This is a genomic window from Kitasatospora sp. NPDC059571 (assembly GCF_042735675.1).
Taxonomy (GTDB): domain Bacteria; phylum Actinomycetota; class Actinomycetes; order Streptomycetales; family Streptomycetaceae; genus Kitasatospora.
Map to the genome: position 1 here is coordinate 1 of NZ_JBHWBW010000718.1, position 2,532 is coordinate 2,532.

General features: G+C 79.4%; 3 protein-coding genes. All 3 read left to right on the forward strand.

Features of this window, described 5'->3' with window-relative positions:
- Positions 1–148 precede the first annotated feature (148 nt).
- Positions 149–1,330 (forward strand): NAD(P)/FAD-dependent oxidoreductase, encoded by a 1,182-nt coding sequence (locus tag ACFV0G_RS38210; protein ID WP_380558123.1) that lies wholly within the window; start codon positions 149–151, stop codon positions 1,328–1,330.
- Complete coding sequence (locus tag ACFV0G_RS38215; protein WP_380558126.1) at positions 1,327–1,647, forward strand: (2Fe-2S)-binding protein; 321 nt, start codon at positions 1,327–1,329, stop codon at positions 1,645–1,647. The genes ACFV0G_RS38210 and ACFV0G_RS38215 overlap by 4 nt, the downstream gene beginning before the upstream one ends.
- The coding region (locus ACFV0G_RS38220; RefSeq protein ID WP_380558129.1) for an FAD-dependent oxidoreductase at positions 1,628–2,532 on the forward strand (905 nt) is incomplete at its 3' end. The genes ACFV0G_RS38215 and ACFV0G_RS38220, both read left to right, overlap by 20 nt.

Consider the following 2,532-nt stretch of genomic DNA (forward strand, 5'->3'; position numbering starts at 1 on the left):
CTGTCGCGCCCAGCCACACCCCCTCGCCGGCCGCGCTGCGCCCGCCCCGCCCCCGCCCCCCCGCCCCGGGGGGCGGGCCGGGGGCCCAATTCGCGTTCCCTCGAACGGGTGTCTTGGCAGGCTCTTCGCAATGTGACATATTACTGAGGTGATCAACCGACCCTCCTTCGACGCCGTGGTGGTGGGGGCCGGCGTGGTCGGCGCGGCCTGCGCCCACTACGCGGCCCGTGCCGGGCTGCGCGTCGCCGTCGTCGACCGCGGCCCGGTGGCCGGCGGCACCACCGGCGCCGGCGAGGGCAACCTGCTGGTCTCCGACAAGGAGCCCGGGCCCGAGCTCGACCTCGCGCTGCTCTCCGCCGGCCTCTGGCGCGAGCTCGCCGAGGAGTTCGGCGCCGCCGTCGAGTACGAGCCCAAGGGCGGCCTGGTGGTGGCCTCCGGCGAGGCCGGGCTGGCCGGGCTGCGCGCCCTCGCCGAGCAGCAGGCCAAGGCGGGCGTCGACACCGAGGAGATCCCCGCCGGCCGGCTCCGCGAGCTCGAGCCGCACCTCGCCCCCGGCCTCGCCGGAGGGGTGCGCTACCGGCAGGACGCCCAGGTGCAGCCCGCCCTCGCCGCCGCCCACCTGCTCCGCGCCGCCCGTGCGGCCGGTGCGGAGGTCCGGCTCGGCGAGCGGCTCACCGCGGTCCGCACCGGGCCCGACGGGGCGGTGCGCGGCGTGGCCACCGACGTCGGGGAGATAGCCGCCCCCGCCGTGGTGAACGCCGCCGGCACATGGGGCGGCGAGATCGCCGCGCTGGCCGGGGTCCGGCTTCCGGTGCTGCCCCGGCGCGGCTTCGTCCTCGTCACCGAGCCGCTGCCGCGGATCGTCCGGCACAAGGTGTACGCCGCCGACTACGTGGCCGACGTCGCCAGCGGCTCCGCCGCGCTGCAGACCTCCGCCGTGGTCGAGGGCACCCCCGCCGGCCCGGTGCTCATCGGCGCCAGCCGGGAGCGGGTCGGCTTCGACCGCACGCTCTCGGTGGAGGTGCTGCGCCGGCTCGCCGCCCAGGCCGCCGCGCTCTTCCCGGTGCTGCGGGAGGTCGCGGTGCAGCGCGCCTACCGCGGCTTCCGGCCCTACCTGCCCGACCACCTGCCCGCCATCGGCGCCGACCCCCGGGTGCCCGGGCTCTACCACGCCTGCGGGCACGAGGGCGCGGGCATCGGTCTGGCCCCGGCCACCGGCCTGCTGATCGCCCGGCAGCTCACCGGCGCCGACCCCGGGGCGGACCTCGCGCCGTTCCGCGCCGACCGCTTCCCGGACGGGCCGGCCGACGACCAGGAGGACGAGGCATGACCGACCGGCGCACCCCCGCGGACCTGGCCGCAGCCCGGCCCGGGCCGGCCCACACCATCACCTTCGACGGCCGGCCGGTGCCCGCGCTGCCCGGGCAGAGCATCGCCGCCGCGCTCTGGGCGGCCGGCATCATCGCCTGGCGGCGCACCCGCGTCGGGGGCCGCCCGCGCGGCGCGTTCTGCGGCATCGGCGCCTGCTACGACTGCCTGGCCACCGTCGACGGCCGCCCCAACCAGCGCGCCTGCCTGGTGCCCGCCGCGCCCGGCACCACCGTCACCACCCAGGAGGGCCACGGCCGTGCCGACCTCGAAGTCTGACGCCGCCGAGCACACCGAGCACGCCGAGCCGTACGACCTCGCGGTGGTCGGGGCCGGGCCCGCCGGGCTGGCCGCCGCCGTCACCGCCGCCGGGCTGGGCCTGCGGTGCGCCCTGCTGGACGCCGCCGACCGCCCGGGCGGCCAGTACTACCGGCATCCCGCACCGGGCCTCGGCGCGGACCGGCCGGACCGGCTGCACCATCACTGGGCCGCCTTCGCCGCGCTCGACCGCCGGCTGGCCGACCACGTCCGGGCCGGCCGTATCGACCACCTGGCCGGCCACCACGTGTGGACGGCCGAGCGCGGCGAGCCGTGGCGGCTGCACGCCACCCGCGGCCCGGCCGGCACCGACCCCCTGGTGGTGGCGGCCCGCGCGGTGCTGCTCGCCACCGGCGCCTACGAGCGGCAGCTGCCCTTCCCCGGCTGGACCCTACCGGGCGTGGTCACCGCGGGCGGCGCCCAGGCGATGCTGAAGGGCGGCCTGGTGCTGCCGGGCCGGCGGGTCGTGGTGGCCGGCAGCGGTCCGCTGCTGCTCGCCGCCGCCGTCTCGCTGGCGCAGGCCGGCGCCCGCGTCCCGGCCGTGGTCGAGGCCGCCGGGTACACCGGCTACGCCCGCGGCCCGGCCGCTCTCGCCGCCAATCCGGCCAAGCTCGCCGAGGGCGCCAGGCACGCCGGCGCGCTGGCCCGGCACCGGATCCGCCCCCGGCTGCGCAGCGCCGTCGTCGAGGCGCACGGCACCGACCGGGTCACCGCCGTCACCGTCGCCCGGCTGGACGCCGACTGGCGTCCGGTGCCCGGCTCCGGCCGCCGCATCGCCTGCGACGCGGTCGCCGTCGGCCACGGGCTGATCCCGCAGATCGAGCTCGCCACCGAGCTGGGTGCGCG